Consider the following 18,352-nt stretch of genomic DNA (forward strand, 5'->3'; position numbering starts at 1 on the left):
GCGCTCAGTCCGCCGGGCGGCGGGACGGTTCGGCGCGGGCGGCCCGCATGGCGTCGCGGTGCTCCCGCATCGAGGCGACCATGGCCGCCAGGAACCGGTGCACGACGGCCAGCTCGTCGTCGGTGAACCGGGCCATCACGTCGTCGGTACGCCGGCCGAGCGGGCCGAAGAAGCTCATCGCCAGGGCGGCCCCCTGGTCGGCGTAGTGCAGGAACACCTTGCGCCGGTCGGCGGTGTCCCGGTCCCGGCGGATGTGCCCGGCGCGTTCCAGCCGGTCGACCAGCGCGGTCACCGACCCGGAGGAGAGGTTGAGCTGTTCGCCGAGCCGGCCGGGGGTGATCGGGTCGCCGAGCAGTTCGGCGTCCATGACGGCGATCAGGGCGTGCAGGTCGGTCGGGTTGAGCCCGTGCAGGCCGGCGAACGCGTGCCCGATGTGCTGCGCGTCGACCGAGTACCGCCGCAGGTCGTTGGTGATGTCGGCCACCATCCGCCCGCGCGGGTCGTCCCGCCGCCGATACATCCCGTGCGTTGCCACGCCCGCCGTTGCCCCCTGTCGCTGTGCCCGGTTGCAGCATAGAACAGCTGCCGATAATCTCGGCTATCAAGATACTCGAAGGACGGGTTATCTTCCTGTCCGCGTTCCCACCGACAGACCACGAGGGCCTCCGATGTCTCTGTTCACCCGCGTCGCCCGCAGCCGGCTCGCCGCCTGGCTCACCGTGGCCGCCGCGATCGTCGTCGGCGCGGTCGTCTTCGGGCTCCCCAAGCCCGACAACCCCGCCCCCGTCTCGGCCACCGGCCTGTCCGTGCAGTGGCAGTCGACCCAGGTGGAACGCCTCCAGGACCAACTACCCGACAGCGACGTCCAACCGGCGATCGTCGTGGTCAGCCGGGACGACGGCAGCCCGCTGACCGACGCCGACCGGGCCGCCGTCACCGACCGCTCCGGCGCGCTGGGCCGGCTCGCCGTCGGCGGCCAGGTCAGCCCACCCCAGGTCTCCCCCGACGGCACCGTCGCGCTGCTCGCCGTCCCGCTGGACACCGCCGGCGGCCAGCAGGCCGTCGCCGACGAGGTGGCGAAGGTCCGCGACAGCCTCACCGGCCTGCCCGACGGGCTCACCGCCGCGGTCACCGGCGCACCCGCGTTCACCGCCGACCTGACCAAGGTCTTCGAGGGCGCCGACATCACCCTGCTCGCCGTCACCGCCGGTGTGGTCGCCCTGCTGCTGCTGATCACCTACCGCAGCCCGTTCCTGTGGATCGTGCCGCTGATCGTCGTCGCCGCCACCGAACAGCTCACCCTGCGGGCCGTCGACACCATCGTTCCGGCCGTCGGCATCAACCTCCAGGAGGGCGCGGTCACCGGCATCGCCAGCGTGCTGGTCTTCGGCGCCGCCACCGACTACGCCCTGCTGCTCATCGCCCGCTACCGGGAGGAGTTGCGCCGCGACGAGGACCGGTTCGCCGCCATGCGCGCCGCCGTCCGCCGGACCGCCGAACCGATCCTCGCCAGCGGCGGCACCGTCGTGCTCGGCGTGCTCACCCTGCTGCTGTCCGAGCAGGAGACCAACCGGGCGCTCGCCGTGGCCTGCGCCACCGGCGTCGTGTTCGCCATGCTCTCCGCGCTGTTCGTGCTGCCCGCCGTGCTGGTCATCTTCGGCCGGGGACTGTTCTGGCCGTTCGTGCCCAGGGTCGGCGGCCCCGCCCGGGAGGGCAAGCTGTGGGGCCGGCTCGGCGTCGCCGTGGTCCGCCGCCCGCTGCCGGTCGCCGTGCTGTCCACCCTGCTGCTCGCCGGCCTCGCCCTCGGCGGGCTCACCCTGCGCACCGGGCTGTCCGAGACCGAACAGTTCCGGGTCAAGCCCGAGGCGGTCGCCGGAGCCGAGACGCTGGCCCGCGCCTTCCCCGCCGGCACCACCCAACCGGTGGCGGTGCTCACCAACCCGGCCGCCGCCGCCGAGGTCACCCGGACCGCCGCCGCCGTCCCCGGGGTCGCCTCCGCCCGGCCCGGCGTGGCCGGCACCGCCGTCGCCCAGGTCGACGTGGTGCTGACCGACGAACCGGGCAGCCCGGCCTCCGACCGCACCATCGGGGCGCTGCGCGACGCGGTGGCCGCCGTACCCGGCTCCGCGCCGCCGACCGTCGCGGGTGCCGACCCCGCCGACGGGGCGCTCGTCGGCGGCACCGTCGCGGCCACCTACGACTCCGACGAGGCCAACACCCGGGACCTGCGGCTGATCCTGCCGATCATCCTGGTGCTCGTCTTCGCCGTGCTGGTGCTGCTGCTGCGCGGCCTGCTCGCCCCGCTGCTGCTGGTGCTCACCGTCATCGCGTCCTTCTTCGCCAGCCTCGGCGCGGCGTGGCTGCTCTTCGACCACGTGCTGGACTTCCCCGCGCTGGACAGCGGGGTGCTCCTGCTGGCCTTCGTGTTCCTCGTCGCGCTCGGCGTCGACTACAACATCTTCCTGGTCACCCGGGCCCGGGAGGACGCCCGCCGGGCCGGCACCCGCGACGGCATGCTCTCCGCCCTGCGGGTGACCGGTGGGGTGATCACCAGCGCCGGCATCCTGCTCGCCGCGGTCTTCGCCGTCCTCGGCGTGCTGCCCCTGATCCTGCTGACCCAGATCGGGATCATCGTGTGCATCGGCGTGCTGCTCGACACACTGCTGGTGCGTACCGTGCTGGTGCCGGCGCTGGCGTTCCTGCTCGGCGACCGGTTCTGGTGGCCGGGACGGATCGACCGGGAGGCCGACGACGACGCCGGGGCGGCCACGCCCGCGCCGGCCGTCGCCGCCCGGGACTGACCCGCCCCTCCGACCCGGTCGGGGGTCCCCACCTGCACCAGTGGGGGCCCCCGGCCGTCGGCGTACCCCCGGTGGACGTGTCGCCCGTCACGGCCGCTCCGGTCACCGGGAGCAGTGCCCGGACGGACCCGCACGGGCCCGCGTACGCTAGGAGACCGACCAGCAGGGTCGACACCCCCGGCACCGACAGACCGAAGATCACTGCGGCCTCGGCCGCGGTGACCGTCGCGACGACCAGGTGCCCGGCCGGCCCCGGGCCGACCGGCCCGCCGGTAGGGATCCGCAGACCCGCTGCTGGCACGGCCGGAACAGCAGTTCCGGCACAGATCCGGGCGGTGACGGGACGACCCCGACACCTGCCCCGGCAACCGCAGACAGGAGTATGGAGGGTATGCAGCTTCGCACCGACCTCCGCAATGTCGCCATCATCGCCCACGTCGACCACGGCAAGACGACCCTGGTCGACGCCATGTTGCGGCAGGCCGGCGCCTACGGGGCCCGTGGTGAGAACACCGAGCGCGTCATGGACTCGATGGATCTCGAACGGGAAAAGGGCATCACCATCCTGGCCAAGAACACCGGCGTGCGCTACCTCCCGGCGGACGGCTCCGACCCGGTCACCATCAACATCATCGACACCCCCGGCCACGCCGACTTCGGCGGCGAGGTCGAGCGGGGCCTGACCATGGTCGACGGGGTGGTGCTGCTGGTCGACGCCAGCGAGGGCCCGCTGCCGCAGACCCGGTTCGTGCTCCGCAAGGCGCTCAAGGCGCGGATGCCGATCATCCTGGTGATCAACAAGGTGGACCGGCCCGACGCCCGGATCAAGGAGGTCGTGGACGACACCTACGAACTCTTCCTCGACCTGGACGCCGACGAGGAGCAGATCGACTTCCCGATCGTCTACGCCTGCGCCCGCGACGGCATCGCCTCGCTGACCCAGCCCGCCGACGGCTCGGTGCCCGACGACAGCACCAGCCTGGAGCCGCTGTTCCGAACCCTGCTCGACACCATCCCGCCGCCCTCCTACGACGAGGACGCCCCGCTCCAGGCGCACGTCACCAACCTGGACGCCTCGCCGTTCCTCGGCCGGTTGGCGCTGTGCCGGGTGCGTCAGGGCACCATCAGCAAGGGCCAGACGGTGGCCTGGTGCCGCACCGACGGCAGCACCCAGCGGGTCCGCATCTCCGAGCTGCTGATGACCGAGGGCCTGGAGCGCAAGCCGGCCGACTCGGCCGGGCCCGGCGACATCATCGCCGTCGCCGGCATCCCCGAGATCATGATCGGGGAAACCCTGGCCGACGCGGAGAACCCGATCCCGCTGCCGCTGATCACCGTGGACGAGCCGGCCATCTCGATGACCATCGGCACCAACACCTCGCCGCTGGTCGGCCGGGTCAAGGGCGCCAAGGTCACCGCCCGGATGGTCAAGGACCGGCTCGACAAGGAGCTGATCGGCAACGTGTCGCTGCGGGTCCTGCCCACCGAGCGGCCGGACGCCTGGGAGGTGCAGGGCCGGGGCGAGCTGGCCCTGGCCATCCTGGTCGAGCAGATGCGCCGCGAGTCCTACGAGCTGACCGTCGGCAAGCCGCAGGTCGTCACCAAGGAGATCGACGGCAAGACCTGCGAGCCGGTCGAGCGGCTGACCATCGACGCCCCCGAGGAGTACCTGGGCGCGATCACCCAGCTCCTGGCCACCCGCAAGGGTCGGATGGAGCAGCTGGTCAACCACGGCACCGGCTGGATCCGGATGGAGTGGCTGGTGCCGGCGCGCGGCCTGATCGGCTTCCGTACCGAGTTCCTCACCGACACCCGGGGCACCGGCATCCTGCACCACGTCTTCGAGTCCTACGAGCCGTGGTTCGGTGAGCTGCGTACCCGCAACAACGGGTCGCTGGTGGCCGACCGCTCCGGCGTGGTCACCCCGTTCGCGATGATCAACCTTCAGGAGCGCGGCCAGCTCTTCGTCGAGCCCACCACCGAGGTGTACGAGGGCATGATCGTCGGGGAGAACTCCCGCTCCGACGACATGGACGTCAACATCACCAAGGAGAAGAAGCTCACCAACATGCGGGCCTCGACCTCCGACGAGACCGAGAAGCTGATCCCCCCGCGCAAGCTCTCCCTGGAGCAGGCGCTGGAGTTCTGCCGCGAGGACGAGTGCGTCGAGGTAACCCCGGTCGCCGTACGCATCCGCAAGGTGGTGCTGGACCAGACCCAGCGCGGCCGGATGGCCGCCCGCCGCAAGCACGCCGGCTGACCCACCCGGGTCGCATCCGTTGCCCCACCCCGCCTCACCCGGAGCCCCGGTCCGCCTCACCCGGACCGGGGCTCCGCCCGTCCCCACCCCGGGGCGCAACCGGCCCCGCCCCGGCTGTCCCCCGGGAGCCGCCGACCCACCCGGCTGCACCCTCCCGAGGGCCGCCGGGCCGTTCCGATGGACCGAATTCGGCTAGCGTCACGGGCATGACCTGGGATGACCTCGACGCCCGGCTGGACCGGGTGCCCGGCACCGTCTCGGCGTACCTGGGCCGACCCGACGCCCCACCCACCTGGACCCGCACCCCCGACGCCACCCACTACGCGGCCAGCACCATGAAGGTGGCGGTGCTGCTGGCCCTGCACCGGGCCGCCGGAGCCGACGCCCTCGACCTGGACGCCCCGGTGCCGGTGGTCAACGACTTCACCTCGGCCCGGCCGGACGCGCCCCGGTTCACCTGCGCCCGCCCCTACGACAACGACGACGCGGTCTGGCAACGGCTCGGCGGGCGGGCCACCCCGCGCTGGCTGGCCGACCGGATGATCACCCGGTCCAGCAACCTCGCCACCAACCTGATCATCGAACTCCTCGGCCTGCCCGCCGTCGCCGAGGCGTGGCGGCTCGCCGGGGCCCGGCACAGCGTCACCGGCCGGGGCATCGAGGACGCCGCAGCCCGGGAGGCCGGCATCACCAACCTGGTCACCCCCGCCGACCTGGCGGCCCTGCTCGGCGGGCTGGCCGTCGGCGCGCACCGGCCCGGCCCGCTGGCCTCCCCGGCGGCCTGCGCCGCCATGGTCGACGTGCTGCTGGACCAGCGCCACCGCGACGATCTCGCCGCCGGGCTGCCCGCCGGCACCCGGATCGCCCACAAGAACGGCTGGGTACGCGGCGTACGGCACAGCGCCGGCGTGGTCCTGCCCGACGACGCTCCCGCCTACGTGATCGCCGTCTGCACCACCACCGACCCCACCGCCACCCCCGACGACTCCGACGCCTGCCGGCTGCTGGCGGAGGTCTCCGCGACGGCCTGGGCCGCCCGGCACGACCTCACCGGCTGACCGGCGCGGCGGTCAGTCCAGCAGGTGGGTCCGCAGGGCGGCCCGGATCTGCGGGGTCACCCCCAACCCGTCGGCCAGGTACGCGTCGAACGACCCGTGCCGCCGGCGCACCTCGTCGAGGCCGGCGTCCAGGTACTCGGGGCGCACCTCCAGCACCGCCCGGGCCGTCTCCGGGTCCAGCTCCGGCCGCCGCCGCAGCATCGCCGCCGACGCCTCCGCGCGCAGCTCCACCGTCAACGCGTTGTGCCGCAGGTAGTCGGCCCGGACCGTCTCCTCGTCGACGCCGAGCGCGGTGAGCAGCACCACCGCCAGCCACCCGGTACGGTCCTTGCCCGCCGAGCAGTGGAACAGCAACGGCAGGTTGCCCGGATCGGCCGCCAGCCGCACCGCGCGGGCGAACCCCTCCCGGGCCGCCGCACCGCCGACGAACCACCGGTAGAGCTCCGCCATCGCCGCCGCCGCACCCCGCCGGGCCGCCTCGTCGTGGCCGGTGAGGTCGTGACCGAGCAGCAGCGCCGACAGGTAGCCGAACCCGGGGTGCGCCGGGTCGAGCACCGGCAACCGGACCAGGCACGGGTCACCGACCAGCCGGTTCGGTGGGGCGAACGCCGTCTCGGTGTCGTCCCGCAGGTCCACCACGCAGGCCGGGGCGAGCCGGCCCAGCACCGTCAGGTCGGTCTCGGTCAACCGGCCCAGCGCCGGGGTGCGGATCAGCCGGCCGGGGCGTACCCGCCGGCCGTCACGGGTGGGCAGTCCGCCCAGGTCACGGGCGTTCGGCGCACCCACCAGCGTCCAGCTTGCCACGGTCATCGGCGCGCTCCTTCGGTGACGACGTGCGTATAGGGTGCCGCACATGACGATCGCCGTGGTACGCACCCACCGGCTGTCCGCGCCGTTGCACACCCCGTTCGTCACCGCGCTGCGCCGCACCACCACGGTGGAGACCCTGGTGGCGGAGGTGACCGACGCCGACGGGCGGTCCGGCTTCGGCGAGGCCCCGCAGGTGTGGCAGGTCACCGGGGCGTCGGTGGCCGGCGCGGAGTCCTGTGTCCGCGACGTGCTCGCCCCGGCGGTGGTCGGCCGGGACGCCGACGACGTGCTGGCCCGCTGCGCCGAGGTCGCGGCGGCGGTGGCCGGCAACGAGGCGGCCCGCGCCGCGCTGGACGTGGCGCTGCACGACCTGGCGGCACGGCGGCTCGGCGTACCCCTGGTGCGGTTGCTCGGTGGGACGGCGCTGCGGGTGCCGACGGACGTCACGCTGGCCGCCGGGGCCGGCGCGGACCTGGCGGTGGCCGCCCGGCAGCGACGCGACGAGGGCTTCGACGTGCTGAAGCTCAAGGTCGGCACCGACCCGGCGGGTGACCTGGAACGGGTCCGTGCGGTCCGGGCGGCCGTCGGCCCGCAGGTGCGCCTGCGGTTGGACGCCAACCAGGGGTGGACGCCCCGGGAGGCGGTCCGGGTGATCCGGGGCGTCGAGGACGCCGGGCTCGACGTGGAGCTGGTCGAGCAACCGGTGGCCCGGTGGGACCTGGACGGCATGGCCTGGGTCGCCGACCGGGTGGACGTGCCGATCCTCGCCGACGAGGCGGTGTTCGGGGTGCGGGACCTGGTCGCGGTGATCCGGCGGCGGGCGGCCGACCTGGTCAACGTCAAGCTCGCCAAGTGCGGCGGCCTACGCCCGGCGCGGACCCTGCTGGAGTTGGCCCGGGAACACGGGCTGGGCACCCTCGTCGGGTCCATGATGGAGACTCAGGTCGGGGTCGGCGCGGCGGCCAGCCTGGCCGCCGCCTACCGGACCAGCGCCGTGTCCGACCTGGACGCCGCCTGGTGGCTGGCCCGGTCACCGGTGCGCGGCGGGCTGCGGTACGAGGGTGCCACGGTGGTGCTGCCGGACGCGCCGGGGCTCGGCATCACCGCGGTGACCGAAACCGCGGTGACCGAAACAAAGATTCAACGCCGAGGTTGATGATCGCAGTTTTCTTTCCTATGGTCCGGATGGGGCACCGACACGTGAGCCGGAGGTCGACGTGGAGTTGGAGCCGGGCCGGGAGGCCCTCGTCCGGGTGGCCGTCGCCACCCTCTGGACCGACCCCGGCGCGACCCGCCCGGTCGACCGGCCGGCCCTGGCGGTGCCCTCGGACACCGACGGCTGGATCACCGGGATGGACGCCAGCCAGCGGGTCGGTGACTGCGTGCTCAGTCAGCTGCTGCTCGGCGAACGGGTGCTGGTGACCGCCCTGCACCCCGACGGCTGGGCCCGGGTGGTCGCGGTGCAGCAGGCCGCACCCCGGCGCGACCCACGCGGCTACCCCGGCTGGCTGCCCACCGCCCAGCTCACCCCGGCCACCCCCGACGGCGGCCCGGCCGGCCCGCTCGTCGTCGACGCCGTCAGCACCGGCCTGCGGGTCGCCCCCGCCGGCCCGGTGGCCCTGCCCGGGGTCGTCCTCGGCACCCGGCTGCACCCGGCCGGCCCCGCCGTCGACGGGTGGCGGCCGGTACGGGTACCCGGACGGCCCGATCCACTGTGGGTCCCCGAGGCGGACGTCACCGACCCGCCGGCCACCCCGCCGACCGCCGACGACGTGCTCGCCGTCGCCACCCGGCTGCGCGACGTCGCGTACGTCTGGGGTGGGCTCTCCGGCCACGGGATCGACTGTTCCGGCCTGGTCCACCTGGTGTGGCGACGGTTCGGCGTGACACTGCCCCGCGACGCCGACGACCAGGCGGCGGCCACCACGCCCGTACCGGCCGGCGAGGAACGCCCCGGCGACCTGTACTTCTTCGCCCGACCCGGGCGGGACATCCACCATGTCGGCCTGGTGACCGCCGGCCGGGGGCCACGGATGCTGCACGCCTGCTACCGGCAGCGGCGGGTGCTGACCGAGCCGCTGCCGCCCGACCGGGTCGCCACCCTGGTCGGCGCGCACCGGGTCTGACCGGCAATGGGCGTCACCGGCAGTGCGGTGACGCCCATCGGTGACGCTACGGTCAGCGACGCGCCTCGATCAGCTCGCGCCGCCGGTCCCGGGACGACTTGACCAGGCTGGCCACCGTCGCCACGGCGAGACACCCGAGGATGACCGTCAACGACAGCCAGATCGGGATGTGCGGAGCCCAGGCGATCGGCTCACCACCGTTGAGGAACGGCAGGTTGTTGTCGGCCAGTGCCTCCAGCACCAGCTTGACGCCGATGAAGCCGAGCACCACCGCGAGGCCGTAGCTGAGGTAGACCAGCCGGTCGAGCAGCCCGCCCACCAGGAAGTAGAGCTGCCGCAGCCCCATCAGCGCGAAGACGTTCGCGGTGAAGACCAGGTACGGCTCCTTGGTGATCCCGAAGATCGCCGGGATCGAGTCCAGCGCGAAGATCAGGTCGGTGGTCCCGATCGCGATCATCACCACCAGCATCGGGGTGAACAGCCGCCGGCCGGCCTCGTACGTGGTGAGCTTCGCGCCGTCGTAGTCCCGCGACAACGGAAGCGCCTTGCGGCTCCACCGGATCAGGACGTTCTCCTTGAACTCGTCCTCCTCCGGCTCACCCTGGCGGGCCAGGTTGACGGCCGTGTAGATCAGGAACGCGCCGAAGATGTAGAACACCCAGGAGAACTGGGAGATCAGCGCCGCACCGGCGGCGATGAAACCACCCCGCATGACCAGGGCCAGCACGATGCCGATGAGCAGCACCTTCTGCTGGTACTTCCGGGGCACCCGGAACCGGGCCATGATGATCACGAAGACGAAGAGGTTGTCCACCGAGAGGCTGTACTCGGTGAGCCACCCCGTGTAGAACTGGCCGGCCACGTCGCCACCGGCGGTGACCCACAGCCCCGCCCCGAACAGCAGCGCCAGGCCGACGTAGAAGCTCACCCAGAGGCTCGACTCACGGACGCTGGGCTCGTGCGGCCGACGCCCGATGATGAAGAGATCGGCGAGGAGCACCGCCGTCAGTGCGACGAGGGTTCCCGCCCACACCATTCCGGACACGTTCAATCCATTCCTCCGGCAGACACGCGGCGTCGGGCACACCGTACGCCGCGTGACGGCGAGGTGGGCGACGACGCACACACTGGTGACTGTCGGAGGTCTCTTCCGCCAGCGACCCGCAGGCGGGGCGCTGACCGGCGGAGCCGGGTCGAGCTGTCGGGGGACGCTCGACCGTGCTGACGACTCCGTCGCGGGGGAATACTCCCCTCCTCGGCCGCCATTGTTCACCATCGAGGGCTACGGGCGCATCTCCTGCGGCGTGCATTGCCGGCAGCATCACGTTCCGACCCTCCCGGACCTGGCCGTCCCGGGTGGGTCCGGCCACCCCGCCCAATGCGTCCTAGGAGGCTAGGTGTAGTGGCATACGCGAGATTGATGGTGTTCTGCGGGGATGGAGGAGGGAGTCGCCCCGGCGCACCACGGGCGGGCCGCCTCATGGCAGGCTGTCGGCATGGTGCTTGAGGTCGCGCTCATCGACGTACTGCCCGGACACGAGGACGATTTCGCCGCCGCCTACGCGCAGGCGCACGCCATCATCGTCGCCGCCGAGGGATGCCGCTCGGTCCGGATGACCCGGGGCATCGAGTCCCCCTCCCGGTTCGTGCTGCTGGTCGAGTGGGACTCGGTGCAGGCCCACGAGGACAACTTCCGGGCCACCGAGGCGTTCGGCAAGTGGCGGGCACTGATCGGCCCGCACTTCGCCGGTCCGCCCCGGGTCGAGCACTTCGTCGACGTACCGGCCTGAGCCGGGGCGGGACCGCGACCCGGCCCGCGGCACGGAGAATTCCGAAAGAATCCAATCCGGTCGATCCGATTCTGTCGTACCCCCGGGCTACCGTGCGGCGCACGCGCGGCAACCGGTCCCGACACGTTCGGGGGTGCCGGGTCCGGTTGGTCGCGCGGCGAACCACCCTGGCCGGCAGCCGCCGGCCCACACCCCGGATGGCGAGCGGCAGGCCCGACCCCGTACGACGGCCCCCGTCGGCGCGCCGACGTACGGGGTTAATCCGTGGCGTCCGCAATGGCCGTCCGGTTGACTGCCCGGATGACCGCACGGGTGTTCCTGGTGACCGGGGTGAGCCGACGGATCGGCATCGGCGCGGCGGTCGCCCGCACCCTCGCCGCCGACGGGCACCGGCTGCTGCTGACCGGGCTACCCGGCTACGACGAGGCGCAGCCCTACGGCGGCGACCCGCAGGGCGTACCGGCACTGCTGGCCGAGCTGGGCGGGGCCGCCGCCCACACCGCCGCCGACCTGCTCGACCCGGCCGCCCCGGCCGCGCTGGTCGCCGAGGCGGTACACCGGCACGGCCGGCTCGACGGGGTGGTGGCGACGCACGCCTACTCCACCCGCACCAGCCTGGGCGGATTGGACGCCGCCGAGATCGACCGGCACCTGCTGGTGAACGTCCGGGCCACCCTGCTCCTGGCCGACGCGTTCGCCACCGCCTTCACCGCCGGGTCGGGCGGCCGGTTGGTGCTCTTCTCCAGCGGGCAGCGCCTCGGCCCGATGCCCGACGAGTTGGCCTACGCGGCCAGCAAGGCGGGGGTGGAGAATCTCGCCGCGCAGCTCGCCCCGGTGCTGATGCCCCGGGGGATCACCGTCAACTGTCTCAACCCCGGGCCGACCGACACCGGCTACGCCCCACCCGAGGCGCACGCCGCCGTGGCGGCGCTCTTCCCGTCCGGCCGCTGGGGCACCCCGCAGGAGGCCGCCCGGCTGGTGCGGTTCCTCTGCTCACGGGAGGCGGACTGGATCACCGGCCAGGTCATCGACTCCGAGGGCGGCTTCAACCGCTACCGGTGAGCCCGGAGCGGCCACCCGACCGACGCCCTCCGGGGTCCGGGACGCCGTCCCGGCGCTCTCCCGTCCGTCCCACCCGGCCGCGTCGTCCGTGGCCGGATCGGCCGTCCCGGCGGCGAGGACGGCGACCCGGCGGCGGAGCAGCTCCGCCGTCTCCGCCGCACCGAGCGCGGCGGCGGACAACCAGCCGGTCATCCGGTCGTAGCGCCCGACGTCGGCGTCGGAGGCCAGCCGCACGTCGGTGGTCAACGCCTCCAGCATCACCGTGCGCGGGTCGGCCGGGTCGGGGAACGAATAACACGAGAAGGCGGTCAACGGGTACGCCCCGCCGCGCGGGGCCGCCGTCCCCGGCACCACCCGGACCGTGACGTGCGGCAGCTCGGCCAGGGCCAGCAGGTGCTCCAACTGCTCGTGCCAGACGTCGGCGGGCAGCCCGGCGGGATCGCAGACCCGCTCGTCGAGCAGGGCCGTGTAGCGCGGCGGGTCGGGACGGCGCAACACCCCCTGCCGGGTGAGCCGGGCCCGCAGGTCGGCCTCGACGTCGACGTCCGGGTGCAGCAGCCGGCCGGCCGTGATCCGCAGCCGGGCGTAACCGGGCGCCTGGAGCAGGCCGGGCAGCACCGTCGGCTGGTACTCCACGATGGTCGCCGCCCCCGCCTCCAACTCGGCGTAGGTGCGCTGCCGCTCGCTCATCTCGCCGAGCGCCTTCCACCAGCCGCGACCGGTCGCCGCGTCGCGGGCGATGACGATCAGCGCCTCGCGCTGCGGCGACGGGACCTCGTAGATGTCGAGCAGGTCGAGCACGTCGGCCAGGTCCGGCCGGCTCTGCCCCAGCTCGATGCGGGACAGCTTGGAGGTGGAGGCCCAGCCCAGCCGGGCGCAGACCTGTTCCAGGGTCAGCGCCTCCCGCCTGCGCAACTGGCGCAGCTCGGCGCCGAGCCTCGCGCGTCGAATGACAGGACTCGATGACAATGGCATCCCGGCCTCCCCACGAGGGAGGGTACGCAGGATCATCACCCAGGGCAACAGTTTGCTTGCACACCGCAACGCCTATCTGAGTCGTCCTCGGATGACGCCGCCGTCGGACGGCCCCGAACGGCAGCCCCCCGTCTCTGCGGCTGCCGTTCGGGGCACCCCGGTCAGGGCCGGTAGGTGCCGAACGACCAGACGTTGCCGGCGGGGTCCCGGGCCGCGTAGTCCCGGGAACCGTAGTCGGTGTCGAACGGGCCCCGGATGATCTCCGCCCCGGCGGCCCGCGCCCGGTCGTGGTGGGCGTCCAGGTCGTCGACCGCCACGTAGACCGCGTAGTCGTCCTCGGCCGGCCGGTCCGGTCGCCCCCGGCCGGTGCCGAGCATGACGATGCCGTCGCCGAGCGCCAGTTCGGCGTGCGCCACCGTCCCGTCCGGGCCGTCGTGCACCGCGAGGACCCGGAACCCGAACGCGGTGCAGAGCCAGTCGATCGCCGCCCGGGCGTCGGGGTACCGGAAGGTCGGGTAGATGTTCGTCATGCGTCGAGTGTGCCGGCCGGCGCTCGGCCCGGATTGGACGAATGGGAACCCGGCGGGCCCAGCGTCGCCGGGGTCGTCCCGGTGAACTCCCGGAACTCCCGGATCAGGTGCGACTGGTCGTAGTACCCCCAGCGCACCGCCAGCTCGGCCCAGCCATCCACCGGCCCGGGGCGGTCCGGCGGGGCGGGCCCGGCGGGGACCGCGCCCTGCCGGCCCAGCGCCGCGTACGCCCGCTGGAAACGCAACAGCCGGGCCGTCGTCTTCGGACCCAGCCCCAGCTCCCGGCGGAACCGCGCGGCCAGATGCCGGCGGCTCCACCCCAGCTCGTCGGCCAACGCGCCGATGCCGATCCGGCCGGCCGAGCCGGTGAGCAGGTCCCAGGCCCGGCCGAGGTGCGGATCGACCGGATCGGCGTCCGCCAGCCGGGCGTCGAGCGCCGCGTCGAGCAGGGCGAACCGGTGGGGCCAGTCCGGTGCCCCGGCCAGCCGGGCCCGCAACCGGTCGAGCCACGGGTCGGGCAGCCCGTCGACCGCTACCGCCCGGTTGGCCAACTCCCCCAACGGCACCCCGAGGACCCGACGGGCGGCCGGCGGGGTGAGCAGCAACTCCACCCCGGCACCGGCACCGGCCGTCGAGGTCATGCAGTAGCCGTCGTACGGCCCGGCCACGAACGAGTCCACCCGGTACGCGCTGTGCGCCGCCGAGCGCGGGTTCAGCACGTCGAGCGGGGCGCCCCAGCCGAGGATGAGGACCACGAACGCGCCGGCCGCCTCGTGCCGGACCAGTGGCGGCGCGGCCCGCCCCGACGCCACGTCCACCGGGGTGCCCTCCCGGTAGCCCAGGTACCCGCCCACGACGGGACGCAGCCGTGCCGCCGGTACGCCGACCCGGACCTCGTCCAGCACCGGCCCGCCCGTCACTTCACCCCGGCGGCGTCCATCCCCCGCAGCTCCTTCTTGAGGTCGGCGACCTCGTCGCGGATCCGCGCGGCCAGCTCGAACTGCAACTCCCGGGCGGCGGCGAGCATCTGGTCGTTGAGCTCCTGGATGAGCTGTGCCAGGTCGGCGCGGGCCATCCCCTCCCGGGAGGGCGCGCCGGCGGTGGCCCGACCGCGACTGCGGGTCTCCTTGACCGGGGCCTTACCCCGGGACAGCTGCCGGGCGGCCCCGCCGACCCGGGCGTTCTCGGTGTCCTCCGCCTCCCGGTAGATGTCGTCGAGAATGTCGTGGATCTTCTTACGCAGCGGCTCGGGGCTGATCCCGTGCGCCTCGTTGTGCGCGATCTGCTTGGCCCGGCGACGGTTGGTCTCGTCGATCGCCGACGCCATCGAGGGGGTGATCTTGTCGGCGTACATGTGGACCTGGCCGGAGACGTTACGGGCGGCCCGGCCGATGGTCTGGATCAGCGACCGGCCGCTGCGCAGGAAGCCCTCCTTGTCGGCGTCGAGGATCGCCACCAGGGAGACCTCGGGCAGGTCGAGGCCCTCCCGCAGCAGGTTGATGCCGACCAGCACGTCGTAGTCGCCCTTGCGCAGCTCGCGCAGCAGCTCCACCCGGCGCAGGGTGTCGACCTCGGAGTGCAGGTAACGCACCCGGATGCCGTTCTCCAGCAGGTAGTCGGACAGATCCTCGGCCATCTTCTTGGTCAGCGTGGTGACCAGCACCCGCTCGTCGCGCTCGGTGCGCAGCTTGATCTCGTGCATCAGGTCGTCGATCTGCCCCTTGGTCGGCTTGATCACGACCTCCGGGTCGATCAGGCCGGTGGGGCGGATGACCTGCTCGACGAACTCGCCCTGGGCCTGCTCCAGCTCCCACGGGCCGGGGGTGGCGGAGAGGAAGACCATCTGGCCGACCCGCTCCAGGAACTCGTCGAAGCGCAGCGGCCGGTTGTCGGCGGCGCTGGGCAGCCGGAAGCCGTGGTCGATGAGCATCCGCTTGCGCGAGGCGTCGCCCTCGAACATGCCGCCGATCTGCGGGATGGTGACGTGCGACTCGTCGACCACGGTGAGGAAGTCGTCGGGGAAGTAGTCGAGCAGGCAGTGCGGCGGGCTGCCGGGCAACCGGCCGTCGATGTGCATCGAGTAGTTCTCGATGCCGGAGCAGAAGCCGACCTGACGCATCATCTCCAGGTCGTAGGTGGTGCGCATCCGCAGCCGTTGCGCCTCCAGCAGCTTGCCCTGCCGTTCCAGCTCGGCCAGCCGCTCCGCCAGCTCGGCCTCGATGTCCCGGGTGGCCCGTTCCATCCGCTCGGGACCGGCCGCGTAGTGGGTGGCCGGGAAGATCAACAGGTTGTCGACCTCCTTGACCACGTCCCCGGTGAGCGGGTTGAGGTAGTAGAGCTTCTCCACCTCGTCACCGAACAGCTCGATCCGGACGGCCAGCTCCTCGTACGCCGGGATGATCTCCAGGGTGTCGCCCCGGACCCGGAACGTGCCCCGCTGGAAGGCCATGTCGTTGCGGGTGTACTGGATGTCGACCAGGCGGCGCAGCAACTGGTCGCGGTCGAGTTCCTGCCCGACGACGACCCGGACGGCCCGGTCGAGGTACTCCTCCGGGGTGCCCAGGCCGTAGATGGCCGAGACGGTCGCCACCACGATCGTGTCCCGCCGGGTGAGCAGCGACATGGTCGCCTTGTGCCGCAGCCGCTCGACCTCCTCGTTGATCGAGGAGTCCTTCTCGATGTAGGTGTCGGTCTGCGGAATGTACGCCTCGGGCTGGTAGTAGTCGTAGTAGGAGACGAAATACTCCACCGAGTTGTGCGGGAGCAGCTCGCTGAACTCCTTGGCGAGCTGGGCGGCGAGCGTCTTGTTGGGGGCGAGCACCAGGGTCGGCCGTTGCAGCCGCTCGACCAGCCACGCCGTGGTGGCGCTCTTGCCGGTGCCGGTGGCGCCGAGCAGCACGGTGTTACGATCGCCGCGCCGCACCCGACGCTCAAGATCATCGATGGCGGCCGGTTGGTCGCCGGCCGGCTGGAACTCGCTGACGACCTGGAAGCGACCGTCGAGCCGGGGAATGTCGAGCGCCATGGTCCCCACGGTACGCCGGGGGTCCGACACCGCGCCGCGATCGCCGGACAGCCCGGTGATCACCTTCGATATTGCCATTGTGGCCCACATCGCAGAGGGCTAGCCTGGACACCGTAGGCCGCTCGCGGCGGCCGACCGCGGCGGTGGCCGGGCCCTCGACAGGCTCCCACCGCCCGGCACCTGGGGTCGCAGCACCCGGACATCACCGGCGTGCGCACCCCTCGTGGTCGCGCCCCTGGCGCAGACCGGCCGCCGCGAGCGCCCCTGCACGTCTCTCCCACCGCCACGGGCCACCCACCGATACCCCCGGGCCGCCCGCCTGCCCCGGGCGGCGTCACTCCGCCCCGGCCGGCCCGTTCAACCACACATGAACACCTCGCCCGACCAGCCACCACGCCCACCGGGAGCCGGTCCGGGCCGCCGCCGCGCCGGCCGCCACCACCGCGACGCCACCGAGGAGGGCACGTCGGGACGGCGGCGGACCAGCCTGGTCGCCCTGTTCGTGGTCGCCGTCACCGCCGCAGCCGCCCTCGTGGCCGGCCTGCTCGGCGGCACACCCGCCCCGACCGCGGCGGCGCGTGCGCTCACCGACGACGAGGCCGAGCGGCTCGCCGCCGTCCGGGTCGGCACCTACCGGGACGTGCGGGCCGGGGTACGGGTCGCCGTCGGCACCGGGGCCGGCCGCACCGACCTGGTCGGCTGGGTCGACTGGTCCCGCCCGCTGGCCTACCTCGACGTCGGCGGCCCGGGGCCGGGCAGGACCGGGGTCTGGTGCAGGCCACCCCGTCGGCGGTGGTGCAGCGCCCCGACCCCGCCGCGATCGTGACCCCGGCCCGGCCACCGCTGGTGCCGCCCGGTGACCGCTGGCGGCTGCGGAACCCGCCACCCGGGCGGGGCCTGGCCGGGGCGCTCACCGTGCTCTTCGCGCTCGCCGCCGACCGGGCCGCACCCGCCGCTCCGCTACGTGCCGGTGGCGGCCGGTGGCTCGGCCGGGAGACCCTCGGCGGCGACCCGGTCGACGTCCTCCAGGCGGCGCTGTGGCCGCCCACCGGACCCGCCGCCACCACACCGGACGCCACCACACCCGCTACCACCGCGCCGGGCGGCCGTCCGGCCGACGACGCCGACCCCCGCTGGTGGGTCGACCGCGACGCGCGGCTGCGACGCTGGGCGGGTCGGCTCGCCGACGGCACCCCGATCACGGTGGACCTGGACCGGGTCGACCGGCCCACCCCGTGGCCCGTCGACGCGCTCGGCGGCCGGCCCGGGCTGCCCCGCGCCCCCACCGACGAGGAGACCGCCCGGCTGGGCCGGCTCGCCGCCCGGCTGCGCGCCGGGACCGGGAGCGCCGCCGTCACCGTGACCGCACCCCTCGGCAGCGCCGCCAACCTGCGGGGCGGTGGCTGGCTGAGCTGGACGGCAGGCGTCGCCTACCTCTCCGTCGCCGAACTGGACACCCTCGGCCGCCGGACGCTACGGCGTCGGGACCGGGCCGGCTTCGCCCGTGCGGACGTCCCGGTCGGACCGGACACCGCGGCCTCCGGCCCGTCGGCGGTGCCGCCGCTGCCGCTGCCGACCGGGGCCGGGTGGCGGCTCGCGGGCCAGCCGGCCGACGAGTTGGACACGCTGGTCGACGCGGCGGTGCGGGCCGCAGCGCCGACCCGGGACGCCACCACGACGGTCCACGTCCGCAGCGACCGGCGGGCCGACCGCCCGGTGGACGTGTTCGAGGTACGCCGCCAGGGCCAGCGGCTGCGGTACTGGCTGGACCGTTCGGGCTTCCTGCACCGGTTGGAGCTGCGCACCACCGGCGGGCTGTGGGCGCAACTGGAGCTGACCCCCGGCCCACTGCCGGCGGGGATCGTCCCCGCCCACCAGAAGCCGTCCCCGCCCACGAAGCGCGGTTGACCCGGCA

The 18,352-nt window shown here is 73.7% G+C and carries 15 protein-coding genes and 1 pseudogene; 9 read left to right on the plus strand and 7 right to left on the minus strand.

Features of this window, described 5'->3' with window-relative positions:
* Positions 1-4 precede the first annotated feature (4 nt).
* A complete protein-coding gene (locus tag FJK98_RS23190) occupies positions 5-520 on the minus strand; it encodes a MarR family winged helix-turn-helix transcriptional regulator (RefSeq protein WP_145920888.1) in 516 nt (171 codons plus the stop codon).
* A 148-nt stretch (positions 521-668) separates the two neighbouring features.
* Between FJK98_RS23190 and FJK98_RS23195 the strand changes: the two genes are divergently transcribed.
* The 3 genes from FJK98_RS23195 (at position 669) to FJK98_RS23205 (ending at position 6,119) form a co-directional block, all read left to right on the plus strand.
* A complete protein-coding gene (locus tag FJK98_RS23195; RefSeq protein WP_145920889.1) occupies positions 669-2,801 on the plus strand; it encodes an efflux RND transporter permease subunit in 2,133 nt (710 codons plus the stop codon).
* 391 nt (positions 2,802-3,192) lie between these two features.
* Entirely contained in the window at positions 3,193-5,061 is a 1,869-nt protein-coding gene (gene typA / locus FJK98_RS23200) for a translational GTPase TypA (protein ID WP_145920890.1), read from the plus strand.
* Between the two features lie 206 nt (positions 5,062-5,267).
* Entirely contained in the window at positions 5,268-6,119 is an 852-nt protein-coding gene (locus tag FJK98_RS23205; protein ID WP_145920891.1) for a serine hydrolase, read from the plus strand.
* 12 nt (positions 6,120-6,131) lie between these two features.
* Here the strand turns inward: FJK98_RS23205 and FJK98_RS23210 are convergent, their stop codons facing one another.
* Positions 6,132-6,929 (minus strand): tyrosine-protein phosphatase, encoded by a 798-nt coding sequence (locus FJK98_RS23210; protein ID WP_145920892.1) that lies wholly within the window; start codon positions 6,927-6,929, stop codon positions 6,132-6,134.
* A gap of 43 nt (positions 6,930-6,972) precedes the next feature.
* On the opposite strand from FJK98_RS23210, the gene FJK98_RS23215 reads away from it, so the two are divergent.
* Both FJK98_RS23215 and FJK98_RS23220 read left to right on the plus strand, forming a co-directional pair.
* Positions 6,973-8,085 carry a mandelate racemase/muconate lactonizing enzyme family protein gene (locus FJK98_RS23215; RefSeq protein ID WP_145920893.1) on the plus strand — a complete coding sequence of 371 codons (1,113 nt, stop codon included), beginning with the start codon at positions 6,973-6,975 and terminating at the stop codon, positions 8,083-8,085.
* 61 nt (positions 8,086-8,146) lie between these two features.
* On the plus strand, positions 8,147-9,055 hold the full coding sequence (locus FJK98_RS23220) for a C40 family peptidase (protein WP_145920894.1): 909 nt from the start codon (positions 8,147-8,149) through the stop codon (positions 9,053-9,055).
* 52 nt (positions 9,056-9,107) lie between these two features.
* Here the strand turns inward: FJK98_RS23220 and FJK98_RS23225 are convergent, their stop codons facing one another.
* Positions 9,108-10,106, minus strand: a complete 999-nt coding sequence (locus FJK98_RS23225) for a TerC family protein (RefSeq protein WP_145920895.1) — start codon at positions 10,104-10,106, stop codon at positions 9,108-9,110.
* Positions 10,107-10,551: 445 nt separating this feature from the next.
* Between FJK98_RS23225 and FJK98_RS23230 the strand changes: the two genes are divergently transcribed.
* A complete protein-coding gene (locus FJK98_RS23230; RefSeq protein WP_088645080.1) occupies positions 10,552-10,845 on the plus strand; it encodes an antibiotic biosynthesis monooxygenase in 294 nt (97 codons plus the stop codon).
* A gap of 300 nt (positions 10,846-11,145) precedes the next feature.
* A complete protein-coding gene (locus FJK98_RS23235) occupies positions 11,146-11,907 on the plus strand; it encodes an SDR family oxidoreductase (protein ID WP_145920896.1) in 762 nt (253 codons plus the stop codon).
* 120 nt (positions 11,908-12,027) lie between these two features.
* On the opposite strand, the pseudogene FJK98_RS23240 reads toward FJK98_RS23235, so the two are convergent.
* The 4 genes and pseudogenes from FJK98_RS23240 to uvrB form a co-directional block, all read right to left on the minus strand.
* A pseudogene (locus tag FJK98_RS23240) lies at positions 12,028-12,882 on the minus strand (helix-turn-helix domain-containing protein); the annotation flags it as partial.
* Positions 12,883-13,043: 161 nt separating this feature from the next.
* The gene (locus FJK98_RS23245; RefSeq protein WP_145920898.1) at positions 13,044-13,412 is read right to left on the minus strand and encodes a VOC family protein; all 369 of its coding nucleotides are present in this window, start codon (positions 13,410-13,412) and stop codon (positions 13,044-13,046) included.
* Entirely contained in the window at positions 13,409-14,332 is a 924-nt protein-coding gene (locus tag FJK98_RS23250; protein WP_240762293.1) for an AraC family transcriptional regulator, read from the minus strand. The genes FJK98_RS23245 and FJK98_RS23250 overlap by 4 nt, the downstream gene beginning before the upstream one ends.
* On the minus strand, positions 14,329-16,437 hold the full coding sequence (gene uvrB, locus FJK98_RS23255; protein WP_145920899.1) for an excinuclease ABC subunit UvrB: 2,109 nt from the start codon (positions 16,435-16,437) through the stop codon (positions 14,329-14,331). Before uvrB ends, FJK98_RS23250 begins: the two co-directional genes overlap by 4 nt.
* Positions 16,438-16,804: 367 nt before the next feature.
* Here uvrB and FJK98_RS23260 point away from each other — a divergent pair, with 367 nt between their 5' ends.
* Positions 16,805-17,263 carry a hypothetical protein gene (locus FJK98_RS23260; protein WP_145920900.1) on the plus strand — a complete coding sequence of 153 codons (459 nt, stop codon included), beginning with the start codon at positions 16,805-16,807 and terminating at the stop codon, positions 17,261-17,263.
* Positions 17,209-18,345 (plus strand): hypothetical protein, encoded by a 1,137-nt coding sequence (locus FJK98_RS23265; RefSeq protein ID WP_145920901.1) that lies wholly within the window; start codon positions 17,209-17,211, stop codon positions 18,343-18,345. The genes FJK98_RS23260 and FJK98_RS23265 overlap by 55 nt, the downstream gene beginning before the upstream one ends.
* Positions 18,346-18,352 lie beyond the last annotated feature (7 nt).

This window comes from Micromonospora sp. HM134, assembly GCF_007833915.1.
GTDB lineage: Bacteria > Actinomycetota > Actinomycetes > Mycobacteriales > Micromonosporaceae > Micromonospora > Micromonospora wenchangensis.

Excerpts from the sequence above, each read along its gene's own strand:
- FJK98_RS23190 (WP_145920888.1), bottom strand. The coding sequence starts at position 520 with ATGTATCGGCGGCGGGACGACCCGCGCGGGCGGATGGTGGCCGACATC.
- FJK98_RS23195 (WP_145920889.1), top strand. The coding sequence starts at position 669 with ATGTCTCTGTTCACCCGCGTCGCCCGCAGCCGGCTCGCCGCCTGGCTC.
- typA (WP_145920890.1), top strand. The coding sequence starts at position 3,193 with ATGCAGCTTCGCACCGACCTCCGCAATGTCGCCATCATCGCCCACGTC.
- FJK98_RS23205 (WP_145920891.1), top strand. The coding sequence starts at position 5,268 with ATGACCTGGGATGACCTCGACGCCCGGCTGGACCGGGTGCCCGGCACC.
- FJK98_RS23210 (WP_145920892.1), bottom strand. The coding sequence starts at position 6,929 with ATGACCGTGGCAAGCTGGACGCTGGTGGGTGCGCCGAACGCCCGTGAC.
- FJK98_RS23215 (WP_145920893.1), top strand. The coding sequence starts at position 6,973 with ATGACGATCGCCGTGGTACGCACCCACCGGCTGTCCGCGCCGTTGCAC.
- FJK98_RS23230 (WP_088645080.1), top strand. The coding sequence starts at position 10,552 with ATGGTGCTTGAGGTCGCGCTCATCGACGTACTGCCCGGACACGAGGAC.
- FJK98_RS23235 (WP_145920896.1), top strand. The coding sequence starts at position 11,146 with ATGACCGCACGGGTGTTCCTGGTGACCGGGGTGAGCCGACGGATCGGC.
- FJK98_RS23245 (WP_145920898.1), bottom strand. The coding sequence starts at position 13,412 with ATGACGAACATCTACCCGACCTTCCGGTACCCCGACGCCCGGGCGGCG.
- uvrB (WP_145920899.1), bottom strand. The coding sequence starts at position 16,437 with ATGGCGCTCGACATTCCCCGGCTCGACGGTCGCTTCCAGGTCGTCAGC.
- FJK98_RS23260 (WP_145920900.1), top strand. The coding sequence starts at position 16,805 with ATGAACACCTCGCCCGACCAGCCACCACGCCCACCGGGAGCCGGTCCG.